Below are 18904 nucleotides of genomic sequence, written 5' to 3'. Positions count from 1 at the left end.
GTGCGTACGGCGGCACGGGCTCACAGGGAACCCGTCGGGAGTTGCGCCTGGGCGAGGCGCGTGTACAGGCCGCCCGAGCGGATCAGCGAGTCGTGGGCGCCGCTCTCGACGACCCGGCCGCCGTGCAGTACCAGGATCAGATCGGCGTCCCTGATCGTGCTCAACCGGTGGGCGATCACGATGCGCGTCTGGGGAAGGGCGCCGAGGTTCGCGCTCAACGCCGCCTCGGTGTCGGTGTCGAGGTGGCTGGTGGCCTCGTCAAGCAGCAGGATCTCCGGCCGGGCCAGAATCGCTCTGGCCAGGGCGATGCGCTGGCGCTGACCGCCGGACACCCCCCCGCCCTCGGTCAGCACGGTGTGGTACCCCAGGGGCATCGCGGCGATGTCGTCGTGGACGCAGGCCAGCCGGGCCGCCTCCTCCACCTCGCCGGGGGAGGCGGCGGGACTTCCCAGCGCGATGTTGTCCGCGATCGAGCCGGTGAACAGGGCGGGCTCCTGGGTGACCACCCCGAAGCGGCGCCGTAGCCGTCTCGGATCCAGGCGGGACACCGGCACCCCGTCGTAGAGGATCTCGCCCTCGACCGGCGGAAATAGCCCCAGCAGGAGCCGGGCGAGGGTGGTCTTGCCGGACCCGGACCTCCCGACCAGCGCGACCTTCTGCCCGGGGACGACGCGCAGATCGATCCCGCGGACGATCCACGGGCTTTCGGGCGCGTACCGGAAGCCGACCGCCCTCATCTCGATGCCGCTCCGCCGCGTTCCGCCACCGGTACGGCCGGCGGACACGGTAGGGGCGGAGGATTCCGGAGCCTCGCCCTCGTCACCCACCGCACCGGTGGGGCCGGGCTCGGGGGCGGTCTCCCAGATGTCGGCGAGCCGCTCGGCCTGGGCGCGGGCGGTCTGGAGGCCCCGCAGGCTGGCCGTCAACGAGGCCAGCGGCGCCAGGGCGGCGGCGGCCAGGCCGAGCACGCCGAGCATGGCGCCCGTGGTGAGCCGGTGATCCACCACCTGCCACGCACCGGCCCACAACAGAGCCAGCGGGGCGGCGAACCTCAGCGCTCCCAGCACGGTGTCCTGCATGCCCTGGGCGGACGAGCTCCGCCGTACCTGCTGCGTCTGGACGTGCAGCAGACCCGTCCAGCGTTCGAGAACCTGGTTCTCCGCTCCGGACGACTTGATCGTCTCAATGCCCTTGACGGATTCGATGAGCTGCCCCTGCGCGTCGTTACGCGCCTCCTGCTCGCGGTGGACCAGGTCGCGGATCCGCTGCCGGGTGACGAGGAGCACGAGGAACTGGGCCGCCGCCAGGACGACGAGCACCACGCCGAGCAGCGGCGACCGTACGGTGACCGCGACGAGATACCCGATGGCCAGAGGGCCGTCGAGCAGCGCGGACAGCACCTGACCGGTGAGGATGTCCCGCAGCAGGCCGGCCCCGCTGATCCGCGAGACCAGATCGGCCGAGCCCCGATGAGCGAAGAAGCGGAACGGCAGGGCGAGCAGCCGCCTGGCCAGATCGTCGAGCAGCGCGGTGTCGGCCCGGGCCCGCAGCACGACCAGCGCCCAGGCCCGCAACCCTCCGGCGGCGAGGTGGGCGACCACCGCCACGATCGCGGCCAGTCCCAGCAGCGGGAGCAGATCGACCTCACCCCGCCCCAGCACCCCGTCCACGATGCTCTCGGTGGCGGCGGGCAGGACGAGCCCGAGCCCTTGCAGGATGAGGCTGAGCAGTACCAGGATGGCCAGGAGGCCACGGTGGCTCAGCACGCTGAAGCGGATGTAGCGCGACCACCAGGATCGCCGCTCACCGAGGTGTCCCCGCTGGAAGTCCGGGCCGGGGGCGAAGGTGAGGATCACGCCGCTGTAGTCCCGCGCGAACTCCTCCCAGGTGAGTCTCAGCCGTCCGCTCGCCGGGTCGACGATCGTGATTCGCTTCCCGGCCGCCCGCTCCACCACCACGAAGTGCCTGGCCCGCCAGTGGGCGACAGCCGGAAGATCGATCTCGTGTACGTGCGCCGCCGGCAGGGAGAAGGCGCGCGTGGTCAGCCCGCGCGCCCGCGCGGTGCGTACCAGGGTGAGCGCGCTGACGCCGTCCCGGCCTACGCCCATCTCCCCGGCCAGCGTGCGCACGGAGGTGTGGTGCCCGTGCGCGCCGAGGATCATCGCGAGGCAGGCGGCCCCGCATTCGACCAAGTTGTGCTGGAGTGTGACTGGAACCCGCATGGAGCGGTAGTCTCCGCCCTTCCGCTTTGAATCTGATTGTGAATGACAAGGGGAGCCGCGCAGAGGGGGCTCGCCATCCGCGACTGCACCGCGCCTCGCGGTCCCGTCTGATCTGCCCGGCTGACCGTGGACCTGATCGGACCCGGCCGGAGGGGGTAGCGTGAACCCCGCCCCCGGCGGCCGGAAGGCCCGCCGTGTCCGACCACCGACCGGCCCGGTGAGGTTGCCCGTGTCTCCCGCGAAGGACCTGCCCGTCATCGAGTTCCCGTCCGGCGACGCGTTCGAGGAATGGCTCGAACAGGAGCACGATCGGTCGGACGGACTCTGGGTGAAGATCGCCAAGAAGGATTCCGGCATCGCCACCGTGTCGTACGGCGAGGCGCTGGACGTGGCCCTGTGCTTCGGCTGGATCGACGGGCAGAAGGCCGCCTTCGACGAGACCCACTGGCTGCAGCGGTTCACCCCGCGCAGGGCCAGGAGCAGATGGTCGAAGATCAACTGCGACCGGGTCGTCGGGCTGGCCGAGCTCGGTCTGGTCCGGCCCGCCGGACTGCGCGAGATCGAGCGGGCCAGGGCCGACGGACGGTGGGACGCGGCCTACGTGTCGCAGCGGACCGCCACGGTCCCCGACGACCTGCGGGTCGCCCTCGACGCCAGCCCGGCGGCCGCCGAGTTCTTCGCCACGCTCGACAGCAGAAACCGGTACGCCGTACTCCACCGCGTCGGCGACGCCAAGAAGCCCGAGACCCGGGCGCGGCGCATCGCGAAGTTCGTCGCCATGCTGGCCGAGCAGCAGAAGATCTACCCCTGACCCGGGGAGTTCCCGCAGCGTGACGGCGGGGACAATGGCCGGGAGGGGGGATGCCCTATGCGCGTCGCGGTGCTCGGAATGGGCAGGATGGGGCGGGCGCTGGCCGAGCGGCTGCTCGAACGGGACTTCACGGTCACGGTGTGGAACCGCACCCCGGGGCGGGCCGGCGAGGTGGTCGCCCGTGGCGCCGCCGAGGCGGGAGATCCGGCGGAGGCCGCGCGCGACTCCGACGCCGTGCTGTTCTCGCTCGCGGGGGACGAGGCGGTGCGCGAGGTCATGCTCCGGCTCGCCGGGGTGGAGGGGCCGATCGTGGCCGACATGAGCACCGTCTCCCCGGACACGTCACGCGCGCTGCGCGAGGCCGCGCCGGGAGGCCGGTTCGTGGCCGCGCCCATCATCGGGGGGCCGCAGGCCGTCGCCTCCGGGCAGGCGTTCACGCTGGTCGGGGGCGACCGGCAGCTCGTCGACGATCTGCGGCCCGTCTGGTCGGAGGCGTTCGCGGCCTACCGCTACTGCGGAGGCGACCCCGGCGACGCGGTCGTCTTCAAGCTGCTGAACAACTATCTGCTCATGTCGAGCGTCGCCGTGGTCGCCGAGGTGGTCGCCATCGGCCTGGCGACGGGCGTGGACGACATGCTGCTGCGGGACTTCCTCTTCGGGTGGCCGACCGTCCCGCCCGCGGTGCACAACCGGATCGACGATATCCTCAGCGGTGATCATCGCGGCTGGTTCACGACCCGGCTCGGTGCCAAGGACGTGCGGCTCGCCGTCGACGTGGCCCGCTCCGCCGGGATCGACCCGCCGATCGCCCGGCTGGTCGAGCGGCGTTACGAGGAGGCGGCCGAGCTCGGCTGGGCGGACGCCGACATCGGCGCCGTCGTGGAGCTGCTCCGCGAGGCGCGGCATGCCGTACAGGGCGAGAAGTAGGGCACCTGGGTCGTCCCGGCAGAGGGCCCGGACACGGACGCGGACCGGCCGCACGCGATGACGACGGATGAGGAACAGAGGAGCGTTTCCGTGTCTGACATGTCATACCGCAGTCTCGGCGATTCCGGTCTGGTCGTCTCGGCGGTCGGTCTGGGGGCGAACAACTTCGGCCGGCGGATCGACATCGAGGCAACCCGCGCGGTGGTGGACGCCGCCTTCGACGTGGGGATCACCTTCATCGACACCGCCGACATCTACGGCGAATCCGAGGAGTTCCTGGGCGAGGTGCTGCAGGGGCGGCGCGACGAGGTGGTCCTCGCCACCAAGTTCGGCGGGGACACCGGCGGGGCCAACGGCCCCGACTGGGGCGCCCGCGCCTCGCGGCGCTACATCCGCAAGGCGGTCGAGCGGTCGCTGCGCCGGCTGCGCACCGACTGGATCGACCTCTACCAGCTGCACTTCCCCGACCGGGTGACGCCGATCGAGGAAACCCTCGCCGCGCTGACCGAGCTGGTGCGCGAGGGCAAGGTGCGCTACATCGGATCATCCAACCTCGCCGGATGGCAGGTCGCGGATGCCGACCACATCGCCCGCGCCGCGGGATACCAACGCTTCGTCTCCGCGCAGAACGAGTACAGCCTGCTCAATCGGCGGGTCGAGCAGGAGCTCCTGCCCGCGGCCACGCACTACGGCGTCGGCGTGCTGCCGTACTTCCCGCTGGCGAACGGGCTGCTCACCGGCAAGTACCGGCGAGGCGCGACGCCCCCGGAGGGCACCCGCCTCGCCGCACGGCCCGAGTACCTCACCGACGCCCGGTTCGACACGGTTGAGCGGCTCGCGGAGTACGCGGAGCGGCAGGGCGTCGGCCTGCTCGACATCGCGATCGGCGGCCTCCTCGCACGGCCCGCCGTGGCCTCGGTGATCGCGGGCGCGACCCGGCCGGAGCAGATCAGGGCCAACGCCGCCGCCGGAACGTGGCGGCCCGACGCGGAGGCGCTGGCCGAGCTGGACGAGATCGCCTCCTGATTACGGGCGGCGGCCGGAGGCCGGCCCGGTGGCGGCCCTCCGCCAGATCCGGGTCGGCTTTCGTTCCCCGCCCTACGACCCCCGCACGTGCTCCACCACCAGCCGCGAGGTGAGCTCCGGCGCCTCTTCCGAGATCCAGTGGCCGATTCCCTCCAACGCCACGAAGCGGTACGGGCTGGTCACCCATTTCGCCGTCAGGTCGGCGGTGCGGCGCCGTACCACCGGGTCGCCGTCGCTCCACACATACAGACTCGGCACCCCTATCGGGCCGATCGCCACGTCCGCCGGATCTTTGGCGGCGAACCAGCTCAACACCGCTTTCAGCGCCTCGGGGTGGCTCAGCCGCCTCACGTACTCCTGTACGTGTTCCGCGGGGATCGCCGATCCCAGCGCATCCCGGATCCAGGTGAGATCATCACGTAGCATCGCTTCCGCGCCGTCCGGCGTGAACGTCCGATGGTAGTCCGGCACCGCCTGCGCCCCTTCCCGCACCGCGTCGGCGAAAGCACGCGGATGCGGTGTGGAGAACGAGGTGAGCGTCGCCACCCGTTCGGGACTGGTGAATGCGGTGCACCACGCAACAGAGCCGCCCCAGTCGTGCCCGACCAGGTGGAATCGATCGGCGCCCAGCGCGTCCGCCACGTTCAGTACGTCCTGCACCAGGTGCGGCATCCGATACGCCTCCACCTCCGCCGGGCGTGCGCCGGGCGAGTACCCGCGTTGATCCACGGCCACGGCCCGGTACCCCGCCTCGGCGAGCGCTGCGACATGTGCCGTCCACTGCCGAGAGTTCTCCGGGAAACCGTGAAGGAGGATGACTGGTTCCCCATCCGGCGGGCCGTCCACCAGCGCGTCGAAACTCAGCGAGCCTACCTTGATCGTTGATTCCGGCACGGGACTCTCCCTTTGTCGCGGTGACTGGTGGACGAAAGACCGCCATGGGCATCGGCTATGTGCGCGATCCGCTGTCGGCCGGCGAATTCCGCTCCCTCCGGTGCCGCGGCGCCGCGATCACCGGACGTAGGGCTTCGCCTTTCGGTGCGGGGACGAATGGTTTCAAGATGCTACCAACTCTTGGACCGGCTGAGGTCGAACCCCGGCCGTCGAACCCCGGCGTGGGCTCAGTGCCGGTTGCTCAGTGCCGGTTGAGGATTCGGCGTGCCCCGTACAGGAGGCCGCCGATCACCAGGACCGCGCTGCCGGAGAGCACCGCGACCGGCGGGAGGCTGAAGGCAAGAGCGGCACAGCCGGCCAGGCCGAGGACGGGGACGATCCGGGGCGGGCGTCCTTCGCCGGGAGGCAACGTCCAGGCGGCGGCGTTGGCGATGGCGTAGTACACCAGCACGCCGAAGGATGAGAAGCTGATCGCGCCGCGCAGGTCACTGGTCAGCACCAGCACGATGACGACGGTGCCGACGGCGAGTTCGGCCCGGTGCGGCACCTTGAAGCGCGGGTGCACCGCGGCCAGAGCGGGCGGCAGGTACCGGTCCCTGGCCATCGCCAGGGTGGTACGGGACACCCCGAGGATCAACGCGAGCAACGATCCGAGGGCGGCGATCGCGGCGCCCGCCTGGATGGCCGGGGCCAGGGCGGGCAGGCCCGCGGCAGTGACCGCCTCGGCCAGCGAGGCGGTCGATCGGGCCAGTCGCTGAGGACCCAGGACGGCCAGGACGGTGACCGCCACGGCCGTGTAGACCACCAGGGTGATGCCGAGCGCGATGGGGATCGCGCGCCGGATGGTGTGGGCGGGGTCACGCACCTCCTCGCCCAGGGTGGCGATGCGGGCGTAGCCGGCGAACGCGAAGAAGAGCAGGCCCGCCGCCTGCAGCACGCCGCGCACGCCGCCCTCGGAGATGGCGGCGAGCCGGGCCGGCTGGGCGTGGCCGCTGACGGAGATCGTCGCCACCAGGGCGGCCAGTACGATCAGCACCACCGCGACGATGAGGCGGGTCAGCCACGCCGCCTTTCGTACTCCGGTGTAGTTCAGTGCGGTCAGGGCCACCACCGCGGCCACGGCCACCTCCCGGTAGTGCCCCGGCCACAGGTAGGCGCCCACGGTAAGCGCCATCGCCGCGCAGGAGGCGATCTTGCCGACCACGAAGCTCCACCCGGCCAGATATCCCCACAACGGGCCCAGACGTTCGCGGCCGTAGAGGTAGGCGCCGCCGGAGGCGGGGTAGCGCGCCGCCAGCCGTGCCGATGAGATGGCGTTGCAATAGGCGACCACCGCCGCGAGCGCCAGCCCCACCAGCAGGCCGGAGCCGGCCGCGGCCGCGGCAGGGGCCAGCGCGGAGAAGACCCCGGCGCCGATCATCGATCCGAGGCCGATGACCACGGCGTCGGTCAGGCCCAGGCGACGCTCCAGCAGCGGCTGGCGGGCTCCGGCCGAGGCGCGGGCCATAGCGACTCTCCATCGACGTAGAACGCGATCCCGATATCGGGTTCACGATACTGATTCGCGGCGTACGGAAATCGGCCGGTCCGGTCGCGGTGGCCGGGTCGCTCGGCTGGCCGGAGCATTACCCGGAAGGTCGCGTGGGGTCGTGGGACCGGGGAATGTCCCGGACGCACCCAATGCCCGAGCGCGCAGACGATGAAATGGAGAGGTGTCGTGGGGGACCTGAACTCTCCGGCGGTGCGCCGACGCGATCTGCTGGGCTTGTCCACCGTCGCGATGGCGGGGGGAGTCGCCCTCGCCGCCTGCGGCGCCCCGGCGCGTACGGCCACGGCCGGGGCCGGGGCCGGGGCGACCTCCCCGGCGCCGTCCTCGCCGGGTAGGGAGTCCGAGGTGCCGGTGACCCCGCCGGAAGACCTCATGCGCGAGCACGGCGTACTCAAACGGATCCTGTTGATCTACCGGAACGGGATCCGCCGGATCGACGGTGGCGAGCAGGTCCCGGCGCAGCCGCTCAACGCGGGGGCGCGCATCATCCGTGACTTCATCGAGGAGTACCACGAGCACCTCGAAGAGCAGTACGTCTTCCCGCGGCTGCGCAAGGCCGGAAAGCTCACCGACACGGTCTCCGTCCTCCAGCTCCAACACCGGCGAGGACGCGTTCTGACCAGCCGCATCCTGGAGGCCACCGCTCCCTCCAAGGTCCCCGACGCGCGGGGCCGCCGCGCCCTGGTCACCGACATGGCCGCGTTCATCCGCATGTACGAGCCACACGAGGCCCGGGAGGACACCGTGGTCTTCCCCGCCTTCCGCGACGTCGTCCCGCCCAAGGAGTTCCTCGAACTGGGCGAGGTCTTCGAGGACGAGGAGCACCGCCGCTTCGGCGCGAACGGGTTCGCCGGCGTGGTCGACCATGTCGCCGACATCGAGAAGACCCTCGGGATCTACGACCTGGCTCAGTTCACTCCACGGGTGTGACGCCGTGCCAGGGGGGGGCGCCTCTCGTCCCGCGGCGACGGCGTAGTCCAGCGTTGTACGGCCCGCCCGCCGCGGACGTCCGCGGTATCGGACCTGACACGCCCGCGCCAGGGCTGAAGCGCACCGGCACCGCCGGACGGCCGGCGATACGCAGCGGTACGTCCGCTCATGCGGCTCATGCGGCTCATGTCCCGCGAACCGCTGGGGGTCAGAAGGCGTACGGGCCGAAACGGCCCCAGGCCACCACGGCGGCCAGCAGCAGGAGCACCACGTTGACCACGATCGTCGGTGACTCCTTGCGGCGGGCGTGTGTGACGGCGGCACCGGCCATGACCACGGCCAGGCCGAGCGCGGCCAGCGGCGTGAGCACCGGCGCGATGTCCAGGGCGGCGGGGAGGATCAGGCCGATCGCGCCCAGGACCTCCAGAGCGCCGATGCCCTTGACCGTTCCGGCGGAGAAGTCCTCGGTCCAGGGCATGCCGGACGCGGCGAGTCTGTCCTTCGGCTGCGTCAGCTTCATCAGGCCGGCGCCGATGAAGACGAGGGCGAGCAGGCCGGCGATGATCCAGAGAACCACGTTCATCGGCAGTCCATTCCGTACGGTTGACTTGAATATTCAAACGAACAGTAGATATAAGGACTTGAAGCGTCAACTCTTGATGCGGCCTAGATTAGTTGAGGCATCAAGTAAAATCAGAGCTATGGACACACCGCGCGAACCTCGCTGGCTGACCGAGGAGGAGATGCAGACGTGGCTGGCGCTGGTCAGCGTTCTGATCAGACTGCCCGCCGCTCTGGACGGGCAGTTGCAGCGCGACGCGGGCATCAGCCACTTCGAGTACCAGGTCCTGGCGGGGCTGTCGATGAGTCCCGAGCGCACGATGCGGATGAGTGAGCTGGCGTCCTTCTCCGACGGGTCGCTGTCGCGCCTGTCGCATGTGGTCGGCCGGCTGGAGAAGCGCGGCTGGGTACGGCGCACGCCCGACCCGGCCGACGGCCGCTACACCCTGGCCGTCCTCACCGAGGACGGCTGGGACAAGGTCGTCGCGACCGCTCCGGGGCACGTGGAGGCGGTCCGCGGCTTCGTCCTCGACCCCCTCACCAAGGGGCAGACCCGGCAGCTCCGCGACATAGGGCGCCGCATCATGCGCGCCATCGACCCCGACGACACCTGTCTCGGCTGACCCTCCGGAGCGACGACCCGATCGCTCCGCCGACGGCCGACCCGCCCGCTGCGCCACCAGGAGAATTCCATGGCCTCCATCCTCAACCCGGAGATCCCCGCCGGGGCCTACGACGAGTTCCTGCCCGGAGCGCTGCCCGCCGCCCGCGCCCAGCACGACTGGACGCCCGCCGACGGGCCGCTACCCGCCTTGTACATCAGCCACGGCGCGCCCCCGTTGTTCGACGACGGCCCCTGGCTCCGTGAGCTGTTCGGCTGGGCGCAGTCGCTGCCCAAGCCCAAGAGCGTCCTGATCGTCTCCGCGCACTGGGAGGCCGCGCCGCCGGCGCTGTCCGCGTCCGCCGCGCACACTCCGCTGGTGTACGACTTCGGGGGCTTCCACCGCCGCTACTACACGATGCGGTACGACACCCCCGACGCGAGCGCTCTCGCCCGACGGGTGGCCGCGATGATGCCCGACAGGGAACCGGTTCACCAGCACCGCAGCCGTGGGCTCGACCACGGGGCCTGGGTGCCATTGATGGCCATGTACCCGCTGGCCGACATCCCGGTGCTCCAGCTCAGCCTGCCCTCGCACGACCCCGACCTGCTCCTGCGCCTGGGGGCCAGGCTGGCGCCGTTGCGCGAGGAGGGCGTGCTGGTGATCGGCTCGGGGTTCATGACGCACGGGCTGCCGTTCGTCACTCCCGAGATGATCCACAAGGGCGTCGTCCCCGCCTGGTCGTCCGAGTTCGACGCATGGGCGGCCGACGCGCTGGCCCGAGGGGACGTGGGGGAGCTGGCGGCCTACCGGACGAGGGCGCCGGGCATGCCGTACGCGCACCCGACGGTGGACCACTACATCCCGCTGTTCATCACGCTCGGCGCGGGAGGCCGCGCGGACCAGCCGGTCACGACCGTCATAGAGGGGTACATGATCGGCTTCTCCAAGCGCTCCTTCCAGACCCCGGCATGAGGGTCTCGAGCCGGAGAGCGTGCGGAGGCGATCGGCCAGGATGTGGTCCCGCAGGTCCCGCCGAAAGTTGTGGCGGCTTCGCTGCCTTCGCCGAACAAGCCTGCCACGAAGTGGGGCGCGTAATGCCGGGAACAGGAATCGGCTCGGCCCGGGAACTCGGACAGGTGTCGCCACCGTTTCCCGGCTCTTCGCCGGGATGGCATCTTCAGAGAAGAAACCGTGCTGCCCGTGAATGGCCAAGGGGTACGAGTAGCTCGCCCGCCAAAGGCGGAGCACCGCTCACCATGAATTGATCAGCGGGGTGGAGACCAGTGACCACATCTGCCGAACACCGTCAGCATCCCGATCACGACCACGTCCATGGAGCCGGTTGCGGGCATGTCGCCGTACCGCATGCTGATCACGTCGACTACGTACACGACGGGTGCTTGCATCGGGTGCACGGTGATCACGTCGATGAGTGTGAGCCCGCGGGCCACATGCCTCACGATGATCACGGTCACCGGCATGGGCCCGGCTGCGGACACGTGGCCGTACCGCATGGGGATCACGTCGACTACATCCACGACGGTCACCGCCATGCCGGCCACGACGGGCACTGGGACGAGCACTGAGCGGCGGCGCGATGTCCGGCTGAGATGCCGTTTCCTGCGGGCGCGTGGTTCACCGGTGTGTTCGACAGGCGGACTCGCTGGTGGACCTCGCCGACGGACGTGGTCTAGAACTGAAGAATGCGCCTGGGCGTTTTCCTGATTGCCCCGTGCCGTCCGGGGTGCTCGCCCGGAGAGGTCCTTTCCCAGACCATCGACGCCATCTCGGCGGCCGAGGCAGCCGGATTCGACGATGCCTGGATCGCCGAGCACCATTTCATGACGTACGGCGTATGCCCTTCGGCCACCACGCTGGCGGGCGTCGCGCTGGGTCGGACCACCAAGATCGCGGTTGGTACGGCGGTTGCCACTCTGTCCACCCGGCATCCGGTCGCCCTCGCCGAGGAGGCGGCGGTCTTGCACCATGCTTCCGGCGGCCGGTTCCTGCTCGGCGTGGGTCGGGGCGGCCCCTGGCGTGACCTGGAGGTGTTCGGCACGGGCTTGTCCCGGTTCGAACGCGGATTCGCCGAAGGCCTCGACCTGCTGTGCGCGGCCCTCTCCCGGAACGAGGTGGCCGCGGACGGCGAGTTCTTCAGGTTTCGCCGGGTGCCGATGATGCCGCCCGCCCGGCTGCGGCCGTTGGTGGCCTGTACCTCCGCGAATACGGTGCGGCTCGCCGCCGAGCGCGGACTGCCCATGCTGCTGGGCATGCACATCGACGACGCGGAGAAAGCCGCCATGATCGCGCAATACGAGCGGTACGCGGCCGCGGCCCCGACGGTGCCGGGGGCGGCCACAGCGGGAGCTGTCCCGAACGCCGCTGTTCATGGCGGGCATGGAGTGAACGGCCACGTGGCCGCCGTGGTGGGGCACGTGGCCGACTCCACGGCGGCAGCCGTGCGGGAGTTGCGTACCGAAATGCCCCGGTGGCTGGAGCCGGGGCTGGCCGGATACGTACGGGTGGACGGCCAGGGCTCCTCCCGCACGGACGCGGCCCGCTATGTCGAGCGGCTCTGCGCGATCCACCCGGTCGGTTCGCCGGAGCACTGTGTCGATGTGATCCGGGCCACGGTCGCCGCGACCGGTCTGCGGCATCTGATCCTCATGGCGGAGGGCACGGCCCGCCCTGACCGGACCCGGGAGAACATCGCCCGGTTGGGCGCCGAGGTGCTTCCCCGCCTTCGTGAACATGGCCTGCGCGGGCGCGAAGCCACGATCACCGGTACGGCGGAGCAGCAGTCGGCGGGACCTGGCCGCGGGTCATAGAAGCGGGACACGCGGCCGTCGGCCGAGCCGGTCAGGGTCCGGCCCGCCCGACCCGGTCAGGGTCCGGCCCGCCCGACCCGGTACGTCACATGGGTGGCGTCCGGGGTGTCCACGGTGTCCAGGTGTTCCAGCTCCGGGCCGGCACCGTCGAACAGGACGGTGCCGGAGCCCAGCAGTAACGGGGCGATGTGCAGCCGCAGACGATCGACCAGGCCGGTCCGCAGCGCCTGCTGGACGATCGACGCACCACCCATCACGTGGACCCGCTTGTCGCCGGCGGTGGTCGCGGCCGCTTCGATCGCGGCGGCGACCCCGCCGGTCACGAACGTGAACGTGGTGTCGCCCTTGCGCACCACCCTGTGCGGCCGGTGGGTCACGACGAATACCGGCATCCGGTAGAAGCCGTCGTCACCCCAACCGCCGGTCGCCTCGTACACCGACCGGCTCGTCACGACGGCGCCGGACGCGGCGAACGTCGCCTCGCTCAGCCGCCGCCCCTCGTCGTGCCCGAGCCACGCGTGCAACCGCTCGCCGCGCTCGCCCAGACCGGGCCATGTGTCCAGGTCGGGCCCGGTGACGAACCCGTCCACCGACATCGAGATGTCCACTTCAACAATCGCCATACCCGAGTAGACGTACTCCGGCCGGAATCTCTCCGATGATCCGGCCGTCTTCTTTCGTCGGTACGGGTATGAACGTTGCCGTGGACGCCGCGAGGTTCGCGGACCTGACCCGCCGGTACCACCGCGAACTGCAGGTCCATTGTTACCGGATGCTCGGGTCGTTCGACGCGGCCGAGGACCACGTGCAGGAGGTGTTCCTTCGGGCGTGGCGGTCCAGGGACGCGTTCGAGGAGCGTGCCAGTGCCCGAACCTGGCTGTACCGCATCGCCACGAACGCCTGCCTGGACACCCTGCGGCGCACGACACCGGCGCTGCAGCCGTACCCGGACCAGTTGCTCGACGAGCGCCCCGGCCCCGACATGATGGCCGTCGGCCGCGAGACGATCTCCCTGGCGTTCCTTGCCGCGATCCAGCTGCTGCCGCCCCGCCAGCGGGCCGTGCTCATCCTGCGCGACGTGCTGTCCTGGTCGGCGAGTGAGGCGGCCGCCCTGCTCGGCACGACCGTACCGGCGGTCAACAGCGCCCTGCAGCGCGCCAGGACGACGCTGCGCGAGCGGTGGCCGGGCGGTCGCCTGGAGTGGTCGTCCGCCGGCGAACCTGACCCCGCACAGCGCGAACTGCTGGCGCGGTACATCGCCGCGCACGAACGGGCCGATCCGGAGGCCCTCGTCGACCTGCTCCGTGAGGACATCCGGCTGACCATCGAGCCCGGCGTCGGGGAGTGGACCGGCAAGGCCGCGGTCGCGCGGGCGCTGCGCCGGGACATGAACACCCCCGGCCGGTGGTGGATGCTGCCGACGGCCGCGAACCGCCAGCCGGCGGTCGCCGCCTACGTCCGCGGCGCCGGTGACACCGCGTTCCGTTCCTTCGCGCTGATCGTGCTGCGCCCGAGGGCGGGCCTCCTCGCCGCGGTGGACGTGTTCGAGGCACCCGGCCTGTTCGCCGCGTTCGGCCTCCCGGCGAGCCTGGGCCAAAGATCGTTTGAGGACGTTGTGCCCACGCGGGCACAACGATGATCTTGTTGGATGAAGGTTCACATCAGTGGGCGTCGCTCATTCGCTTGTGCGCTCGCGTGTGTCCCCGGCCGTCGTCGTACGCTACTGATTGAGCCTGTGACACAGCGGCAGTCGCCGACCGAGCCATGGCCGAAGGCGGTTGCCGCGTGACGGGTCGGCCTCATCTCCCCGAGGAGGTGGTGGACGATGAACACCCGTCCAGCAGAAGAGATCAGCCACGCCGTTCACGTCGCCGTGGAGGCCGCGATCTGGGCGCCCTCCATACACAACACCCAGCCGTGGTCGTTCGCCGTCTCCGGTGACGAGATCAGCCTGCGGGCTGATCCCGATCGGTTGCTGCGGCTGGGCGATCCAGAGGGCCGTCAGATGCTCATCAGCTGCGGCGCGGCGCTCTTCAACGCGCGGCTCGCCCTGCACGCGCTGGGTTACGAACCGGTGGTGCGCGTCCTTCCCGAGCCCGACCGCCGGGCGCTGCTCGCGACGATCAGGCTGGGCGCGAGCGTCCAGGTCGACGAGGACACGCGGCTGCTGCACGCGCAGATCGAGCGCCGCCGAACCCACCGCGCGGGCTTCACCGATACCCCCGTCCCGGAGCGACTGGTCGAGACGCTTGTCCGGAAGGCCGCCGCCGAAGGGGCGCGGCTGACGCCCATCCGGTCCGAGGCGGCGGTGAGGGTCATCGCCGCTCTGACCAGCGCGGCCCAGGACGTCCAGTCGCAGGCCCGAGCGTTCACTCTGGAGTTGCTCCGCTGGTCCCGCCCGCCCGGCAGCGCCCGGCGGGACGGTGTTCCGGCGGAGGGGTACCCGCGCACCGCGCGGCATAACGGGTGCGCGTAGAAGCGGCGGATTGAGCACTTCAGGCGGCGTGGTCCGCCAGACCGGGCGCCACGGTGCCGCGCCCCCTCTGGCGTCAGGGACAAGCGCCACGAAATGATCACCCTGTGGCGAATGTGATTTTCTTCGATCTGGACGGCACCCTGGTCGATCATCGAAGCGCGGTCTGGGAAGCGATCGGCCAGATCGTCAAGGCCGCGCCGAACGCGACGGCTCCACCGGAGGAACTGGTGACGTTGTGGTGGACGCTGGAGGGGCGCCACATGCGGGAATATCTGGCCGGTCAGTGCTCCTTCGCTGAGCACCACCGGCGCAGGCTCCGTTCCTTCCTGCCGATGCTCGGCGAGCCGGTTCCGGAAAGTCCCGGCCTTCTGGACGCCTGGATCGCCGAGCGCTACCTCACCGTGTTCGAGGAGTCCTGGCGGTGCTATCCCGATGTCCAGCCCTGCCTGGAGTCCCTGAAACGGCTCCCCCGAGGACCGCGTCTGGCCGTTCTCACCAACGGGGACCCCGAGCAGCAGCGCGCCAAGCTCGCCCGCTTCGGCCTCCTGGAATACTTCGAAGCCGTCCTGACCCCGACCGAGCTCGGTGTGGCCAAGCCCGTCGCCTACGCCACCGCCTGCCGGTGGATGTGGACGGACCCCGCGCAGGCGGTCAACGTGGGCGACATGCTGGAGAGCGACGTGAACGCTGCCACCCTCGCCGGGCTCACCGGCATCTGGCTGGACCGTGGCGTCGACTTCGTCACCGGTGGACCGTCGCCGACGGCAGAGGAGACGGTACTTCGCATCGAACGCCTCACCGACCTCCCCGACCACCTGTCACGGACGAACGCCTGACCGGCTCTCACCGAACCTCGGCGTGGTTTGAAGGCGGGAGTTCGGTCGTCTCCTCGATGGCCTTGGCTTTGGCCTTGGAGCCCGCAAACCCCCCGAATCCGCATCAATACTGGCCGCACCCGATCAGCGGCGTCCGACTCATCGCAGACTTCTAAACGGCACCCGAATACGACGGATGTGGGCCGCTGCCTTCCCGGACGGAGGATTCCAGGACGGTGTTCGCCCAGACGAGCGTTCGGCAACTGGACGCTCAACCTCACTCCGGCCGACCACGTCCCCACCACCCGGCTCGATCTGGAGCCCCGCGTCCTGTTCGCCCCCGACCACCTGATCGAAGGGCGCAAGCGGCAAGACATGCCCGCGGCCAGGGGGTCCGGCTTGCCGTTGCAGGACATGAGCGCCACTCTGTGACAGCCCTCGTATGCCGATCAATATGGTGAAGTAGCGATCAAGCGACATCCCACGCAGCGGCACGTCACCCAGGCCACAGCTACGGTGAGGGGACGACGGGTGACAGCCGGAAAGGCAGTGTTGTCAATGTCCAGCGCGCAGTTGTACGACACCATCGGAGCCACCTACACCGTGACACGGCGCACTGAACCGCGCATCGCTGCGCGGATCTGGGCTGCGCTCGGCGACGCCCGAACCATATTGAACATAGGGGCGGGCACCGGGTCCTATGAGCCCCCCGACCGCCACGTCCTCGCGGTGGAGCCGTCGGCGCTCATGCGTTCGCAGCGCCCTCCGGACGCGGCGCCGTGCCTGGCTGGATCTGCCGAGAACCTGCCGTTCGATGACCAGTCCTTCGACGCCGCGATGAGTGTTTCCTCCATTCACCACTGGCAGGACCCGATCGCCGGCCTGCGTGAGATGCGGCGGGTTGCTCGCCGCGTGGTGGTGTTCACGCACGACACCAGTGACACCGGATGGCTTCATCGGTTCTGGCTTACTCGCGACTATCTGCCTGAGGTCGCGGACCTCCTTGTCGGCCGGCCTTCGGTGACCGAGCAGGCCCGCGCGATCGGAGCCCGGATGGAACCGGTGCTCATCCCGTGGGACTGCGCTGACGGCCTCTTCGAGGCCTACTGGCGTCGGCCGGAGGCGTACCTGGAGGAGAATGTCCGTCGCGGTATGTCGGTCTGGGCCAGAGTCGGGCCGGAGGCCGAGCAGCGCGCAGTGCACAGCCTCCGGGATGACCTCGCATCCGGTCGGTGGGCCGAACGCAACCGGGACCTCGTCGATCTCGACGCGGCAGAGCTCGGCCTTCGCCTGCTGATCGCCTGAACCCGCGCCGCCCTCGGCGTCTGGAACATCCACTACAACTATTACGGGCCCACGGTGCAGCGGGAGGCCAACCGCCGGCCTGGCGACTACGCGCAGGCGTGACCGACGTCGCGTCGTCCACGTCCTGGCCTCATGCAGCCAACCGTCCCGGGACCCCCGGTCCTCCCGCTGGGCTTCGGCCAGGGGCTTGTGGATGACGCCGGCGGCGATGGTGCGGATGGACTCCTCACGCCGGCGGCGGGCCACGATCGCGGCAGCTTGTCGTCATCGACCACGGGGGGCCGCCCGCCAACTCGGCCGCGGAGGCGGGAACACCGTGGCCGAAAATGAACGGTAAAACGAACGCCCGAACCAGACGCAGTGAGACCCCTGGTGCGGACCCGGCGCGCGTTCATCAAACGATTGTTAGACAAACGCCCGGACGCCCGGACGCCCGAGCAGGTCACGCTGCGGTTTCTCTCTGCCGTATCCCGGCCGCGCCCTTGGGTGACCCTCGCGAACTGCGGTACTAGGGTGGAATTGATGAGCACGCCGTTTCGGCGTCTTCTATGCACCGAATCGACGCTCCGTAGCCAGGCAGCGCTGGCGCACAATCGTCACAACACGGAGTGATCGCTCATGCTGAGACATTCTCTCGCGGCAGGGGTGATGGCGGCCTCCGCCCTCGTCGTCCCTGTGACACTGCCCGCGCAACCCGCCACCGCGGCGACACCGACCGCGGTCGCCACCACGTCGATCCCGCCCACGTCGATCACGACGACCTCCGCCACGAACTGGGGGCCCTGCTGGCATGGTCGTTGCCACTGGCAGCACCACTGGCGCTGGGACGGGGGCTGGCGCCACTTCCACCATTGGGATGGGGGCTGGCGCCACGTCCACCACTGGGATGGGGGCTGGCACCACGCCCACCACTGGGATGGGGGCTGGCACCACGCCCGTCACTGGGACGGGGGTTGGCACCACGCCCGTCACTGGGACGGGAGCTGGCACCACTTCCGCCACTGGAAGTGGTAATCGCGCATGACACCGGACGGTGACGCGTGACATCCGTCGCCGTCTCGTCCGGATGCCGGGCCGTCGTCCCCGTGGAAATGTCCGCGGAGCGGCGGCCCCACCTCGTTGGCGGGGAGTCGTTGTACCGCGCGCGGACGAAGAGGTTCCGTGTCAGCGCGGGGTGAGGACGCAGAACTCGTTGCCCTCCGGGTCGGCGAGGACCGTCCACGGAACGTCGCCCTGGCCGAGGTCGACATCGGTGGCGCCGATAGCCCGCAGCCGGGCCACCTCCGCCGCTTGATCGTCGCCGGGGTACGGCCGGAGGTCGAGATGGATGCGGTTCTTCACGGTCTTCACGCCGGGTGTACGGAGGAACTCCAGATACGGCCCTACCCCCTTGGAGGAGCGCAGCACCGCATGATCGTCGCTTACCTCGTGCAGGGTCCAGTCCATCGCCTCGCTCCAGAACTCGGCCATGGCCCGCGGATCCGCGCAGTCGACCACCACCGCGGCGATCGGCCCGGTGTCCTGGTAGTTCGATCGAGGCTCCAGCACGCAGAACTCGTTGCCCTCCGGGTCGGCGAGGACCGTCCACGGGACGTCGCCCTGGCCCACGTCGGCGGGCGTCGCGCCGAGATCCTCAAGGCGCGCGACCAGGTCCGCCTGATGGGCCGCGGAAGTGGTCGCGAGATCGATGTGCACGCGGTTCTTCACCGTTTTAGGTTCCGGAACGGCAATGACGTCGATGCAGACAGCGACGGGATCCGGATAGGCGAAGTCCTCCGGTTCGACGTTGGTCACGCCGGGCCCCTCGCTGGAAATACCCCATCCGAGCGCCTCCGCCCAGAACCGACCCACTGCGGAGTCGTCCCGAGCATTCATCGCAATCTGAACAAGTCGCGTCGCCATGCCGCCAACCCTATGCCCGCGTGGCCGGCCCTCGCCGGTGCTGAGTCCCTCGG

General features: G+C 70.2%; 19 protein-coding genes. 12 read left to right on the top strand and 7 right to left on the bottom strand.

The window, feature by feature from the left end; translation table 11 throughout:
• Nucleotides 1-20: 20 nt before the first annotated feature.
• The gene (locus IMZ11_RS04220; RefSeq protein ID WP_228637640.1) at nt 21-2222 is read right to left on the bottom strand and encodes a peptidase domain-containing ABC transporter; all 2202 of its coding nucleotides are present in this window, start codon (nt 2220-2222) and stop codon (nt 21-23) included.
• Nucleotides 2223-2451: 229 nt separating this feature from the next.
• Here IMZ11_RS04220 and IMZ11_RS04215 point away from each other — a divergent pair, with 229 nt between their 5' ends.
• From IMZ11_RS04215 to IMZ11_RS04205, 3 genes are all read left to right on the top strand, one after another.
• A complete protein-coding gene (locus IMZ11_RS04215; protein ID WP_228637638.1) occupies nt 2452-3033 on the top strand; it encodes a YdeI family protein in 582 nt (193 codons plus the stop codon).
• Between the two features lie 57 nt (nt 3034-3090).
• The gene (locus IMZ11_RS04210) at nt 3091-3960 is read left to right on the top strand and encodes an NAD(P)-dependent oxidoreductase (RefSeq protein ID WP_228637636.1); all 870 of its coding nucleotides are present in this window, start codon (nt 3091-3093) and stop codon (nt 3958-3960) included.
• 99 nt (nt 3961-4059) lie between these two features.
• Nucleotides 4060-4986 (top strand): aldo/keto reductase, encoded by a 927-nt coding sequence (locus IMZ11_RS04205; RefSeq protein ID WP_228637824.1) that lies wholly within the window; start codon nt 4060-4062, stop codon nt 4984-4986.
• A 72-nt stretch (nt 4987-5058) separates the two neighbouring features.
• On the opposite strand, the gene IMZ11_RS04200 is transcribed toward IMZ11_RS04205, so the two are convergent.
• Nucleotides 5059-5832, bottom strand: a complete 774-nt coding sequence (locus IMZ11_RS04200) for an alpha/beta fold hydrolase (protein WP_228637822.1) — start codon at nt 5830-5832, stop codon at nt 5059-5061.
• A gap of 289 nt (nt 5833-6121) precedes the next feature.
• Nucleotides 6122-7387 carry an APC family permease gene (locus tag IMZ11_RS04195; RefSeq protein WP_228637633.1) on the bottom strand — a complete coding sequence of 422 codons (1266 nt, stop codon included), beginning with the start codon at nt 7385-7387 and terminating at the stop codon, nt 6122-6124.
• A gap of 210 nt (nt 7388-7597) precedes the next feature.
• On the opposite strand from IMZ11_RS04195, the gene IMZ11_RS04190 reads away from it, so the two are divergent.
• Nucleotides 7598-8359 carry a hemerythrin domain-containing protein gene (locus tag IMZ11_RS04190; RefSeq protein ID WP_228637631.1) on the top strand — a complete coding sequence of 254 codons (762 nt, stop codon included), beginning with the start codon at nt 7598-7600 and terminating at the stop codon, nt 8357-8359.
• Nucleotides 8360-8567: 208 nt separating this feature from the next.
• Here IMZ11_RS04190 and IMZ11_RS04185 read toward each other — a convergent pair whose 3' ends face one another.
• Nucleotides 8568-8942: a DoxX family protein gene (locus IMZ11_RS04185; RefSeq protein ID WP_228637629.1), complete on the bottom strand. Its 375-nt coding sequence runs from the start codon at nt 8940-8942 to the stop codon at nt 8568-8570.
• A gap of 118 nt (nt 8943-9060) precedes the next feature.
• Here IMZ11_RS04185 and IMZ11_RS04180 point away from each other — a divergent pair, with 118 nt between their 5' ends.
• Nucleotides 9061-9543 carry a MarR family winged helix-turn-helix transcriptional regulator gene (locus tag IMZ11_RS04180; RefSeq protein ID WP_228637627.1) on the top strand — a complete coding sequence of 161 codons (483 nt, stop codon included), beginning with the start codon at nt 9061-9063 and terminating at the stop codon, nt 9541-9543.
• 69 nt (nt 9544-9612) lie between these two features.
• The gene (locus IMZ11_RS04175) at nt 9613-10497 is read left to right on the top strand and encodes a dioxygenase (RefSeq protein ID WP_228637625.1); all 885 of its coding nucleotides are present in this window, start codon (nt 9613-9615) and stop codon (nt 10495-10497) included.
• Nucleotides 10498-10790: 293 nt separating this feature from the next.
• Here the strand turns inward: IMZ11_RS04175 and IMZ11_RS04170 are convergent, their stop codons facing one another.
• A complete protein-coding gene (locus IMZ11_RS04170; RefSeq protein ID WP_228637623.1) occupies nt 10791-11096 on the bottom strand; it encodes a hypothetical protein in 306 nt (101 codons plus the stop codon).
• Between the two features lie 132 nt (nt 11097-11228).
• On the opposite strand from IMZ11_RS04170, the gene IMZ11_RS04165 reads away from it, so the two are divergent.
• Nucleotides 11229-12353: an LLM class flavin-dependent oxidoreductase gene (locus IMZ11_RS04165; protein WP_228637621.1), complete on the top strand. Its 1125-nt coding sequence runs from the start codon at nt 11229-11231 to the stop codon at nt 12351-12353.
• Nucleotides 12354-12409: 56 nt separating this feature from the next.
• Here IMZ11_RS04165 and IMZ11_RS04160 read toward each other — a convergent pair whose 3' ends face one another.
• Nucleotides 12410-12976, bottom strand: coding sequence for a dihydrofolate reductase family protein (locus IMZ11_RS04160; RefSeq protein WP_228637619.1), 567 nt, complete (start codon nt 12974-12976; stop codon nt 12410-12412).
• Nucleotides 12977-13044: 68 nt separating this feature from the next.
• Between IMZ11_RS04160 and IMZ11_RS04155 the strand changes: the two genes are divergently transcribed.
• The 5 genes from IMZ11_RS04155 to IMZ11_RS04135 all read left to right on the top strand — a co-directional run bounded on the left by IMZ11_RS04155 (nt 13045) and on the right by IMZ11_RS04135 (nt 17963).
• A complete protein-coding gene (locus IMZ11_RS04155) occupies nt 13045-13992 on the top strand; it encodes a sigma-70 family RNA polymerase sigma factor (protein ID WP_228637617.1) in 948 nt (315 codons plus the stop codon).
• 186 nt (nt 13993-14178) lie between these two features.
• Nucleotides 14179-14829, top strand: coding sequence for a hypothetical protein (locus tag IMZ11_RS04150; protein WP_228637615.1), 651 nt, complete (start codon nt 14179-14181; stop codon nt 14827-14829).
• A gap of 104 nt (nt 14830-14933) precedes the next feature.
• Nucleotides 14934-15665 carry an HAD family hydrolase gene (locus IMZ11_RS04145; RefSeq protein ID WP_228637613.1) on the top strand — a complete coding sequence of 244 codons (732 nt, stop codon included), beginning with the start codon at nt 14934-14936 and terminating at the stop codon, nt 15663-15665.
• A 537-nt stretch (nt 15666-16202) separates the two neighbouring features.
• Complete coding sequence (locus IMZ11_RS04140; RefSeq protein ID WP_228637611.1) at nt 16203-16949, top strand: class I SAM-dependent methyltransferase; 747 nt, start codon at nt 16203-16205, stop codon at nt 16947-16949.
• Between the two features lie 618 nt (nt 16950-17567).
• Nucleotides 17568-17963, top strand: a complete 396-nt coding sequence (locus tag IMZ11_RS04135; RefSeq protein WP_228637609.1) for a hypothetical protein — start codon at nt 17568-17570, stop codon at nt 17961-17963.
• A gap of 150 nt (nt 17964-18113) precedes the next feature.
• Here IMZ11_RS04135 and IMZ11_RS04130 read toward each other — a convergent pair whose 3' ends face one another.
• The gene (locus tag IMZ11_RS04130) at nt 18114-18824 is read right to left on the bottom strand and encodes a VOC family protein (RefSeq protein ID WP_228637820.1); all 711 of its coding nucleotides are present in this window, start codon (nt 18822-18824) and stop codon (nt 18114-18116) included.
• Nucleotides 18825-18904: the final 80 nt, after the last annotated feature.

This window comes from Microtetraspora sp. AC03309, from assembly GCF_020826795.1.
Classification (GTDB): Bacteria; Actinomycetota; Actinomycetes; order Streptosporangiales; family Streptosporangiaceae; genus Microtetraspora; species Microtetraspora glauca.
Note: the sequence above shows the minus strand (reverse complement) of the source record. Positions and strands in the feature narration are given on the sequence as shown.

Coding starts and splice junctions, on each gene's coding strand:
- IMZ11_RS04220 (WP_228637640.1), bottom strand. CDS start 2,222: ATGCGGGTTCCAGTCACACTCCAGCACAACTTGGTCGAATGCGGGGCC.
- IMZ11_RS04210 (WP_228637636.1), top strand. CDS start 3,091: ATGCGCGTCGCGGTGCTCGGAATGGGCAGGATGGGGCGGGCGCTGGCC.
- IMZ11_RS04205 (WP_228637824.1), top strand. CDS start 4,060: ATGTCATACCGCAGTCTCGGCGATTCCGGTCTGGTCGTCTCGGCGGTC.
- IMZ11_RS04195 (WP_228637633.1), bottom strand. CDS start 7,387: ATGGCCCGCGCCTCGGCCGGAGCCCGCCAGCCGCTGCTGGAGCGTCGC.
- IMZ11_RS04185 (WP_228637629.1), bottom strand. CDS start 8,942: ATGAACGTGGTTCTCTGGATCATCGCCGGCCTGCTCGCCCTCGTCTTC.
- IMZ11_RS04180 (WP_228637627.1), top strand. CDS start 9,061: ATGGACACACCGCGCGAACCTCGCTGGCTGACCGAGGAGGAGATGCAG.
- IMZ11_RS04175 (WP_228637625.1), top strand. CDS start 9,613: ATGGCCTCCATCCTCAACCCGGAGATCCCCGCCGGGGCCTACGACGAG.
- IMZ11_RS04165 (WP_228637621.1), top strand. CDS start 11,229: ATGCGCCTGGGCGTTTTCCTGATTGCCCCGTGCCGTCCGGGGTGCTCG.
- IMZ11_RS04160 (WP_228637619.1), bottom strand. CDS start 12,976: ATGGCGATTGTTGAAGTGGACATCTCGATGTCGGTGGACGGGTTCGTC.
- IMZ11_RS04155 (WP_228637617.1), top strand. CDS start 13,045: ATGAACGTTGCCGTGGACGCCGCGAGGTTCGCGGACCTGACCCGCCGG.
- IMZ11_RS04150 (WP_228637615.1), top strand. CDS start 14,179: ATGAACACCCGTCCAGCAGAAGAGATCAGCCACGCCGTTCACGTCGCC.
- IMZ11_RS04140 (WP_228637611.1), top strand. CDS start 16,203: ATGTCCAGCGCGCAGTTGTACGACACCATCGGAGCCACCTACACCGTG.
- IMZ11_RS04135 (WP_228637609.1), top strand. CDS start 17,568: ATGCTGAGACATTCTCTCGCGGCAGGGGTGATGGCGGCCTCCGCCCTC.
- IMZ11_RS04130 (WP_228637820.1), bottom strand. CDS start 18,824: ATGAATGCTCGGGACGACTCCGCAGTGGGTCGGTTCTGGGCGGAGGCG.